General features: G+C 40.6%; 1 pseudogene. It reads right to left on the bottom strand.

Annotated features, from left to right (window positions below):
* Positions 1-366: 366 nt before the first annotated feature.
* Positions 367-738 (bottom strand): annotated as a pseudogene (locus DNK84_RS11795) (ISAs1 family transposase); the annotation flags it as partial.
* Positions 739-786: the final 48 nt, after the last annotated feature.

Raw genomic sequence — 786 nt, 5'->3', positions numbered from 1 at the left:
TAACGAGTGACCGGCAAGATACACAAAACGGTGCATCTGAAACCTGTCAGTTATTTGACCAATCAGTGGGGCAAATAATTGCGCAAAATAAAAAGCAGCAACAACAAGCCCTGCTGCATAGGCACTTTGATATTGACCCACAATAAGTGGTAAGAGGAGCGGTGCTAATCCAAGCCCAACAACACCTTGAAAGGGAGTATTGAAATAACTGTGTAAATTCTTTCATAGGTTATAATGGTTAAAACGTATAATCTAAGGACGAAAGATGAAAAACAAAGAACAAAACAAAGCATTAGATCAAGCGCTTGATCTCATTGTCGAATCAGATGCTGTTGTGACATCAAGTGCATTTAACCCCTTATCTTTAAGCTCAAAGCTATCCTTAACCAGGTCGTGTAAATTCCCCTGGTTGCCCTTAAGTGAAATAATGTAATCACCCTCTGCTTCTACAATAGCCTTGACATTCTCCTTCTGACAGCCCATTGCATCCAGGGTGACAATTGCCCCTTTAATTTCAAGCTGTTTTAGAATCTCAGGCACAGCCGTGATCTCATTACTTTTATCACCAACCTTTACTTGTCCCAGGGCAATGCCATTCGCACAAGACCATGCATTTACTATGTGAAGCCCTTTCAGTTCCTTGTTTTTACGTGCAGAACCTCTGAGTGCTTTACCATCGATTGCAATAACCGTTTCAGGTAATAGTGCTTGTACCTTTCTAAACCATCGCATGTAGTACTCTTGAAATTTCTATGGCTTTAACACACCAAAAACACGAGAAAATGT

The organism is Facilibium subflavum, assembly GCF_003574485.1.
GTDB classification, from domain to species: Bacteria; Pseudomonadota; Gammaproteobacteria; order Francisellales; family Francisellaceae; genus Facilibium; species Facilibium subflavum.
Note: the sequence above shows the minus strand (reverse complement) of the source record. Positions and strands in the feature narration are given on the sequence as shown.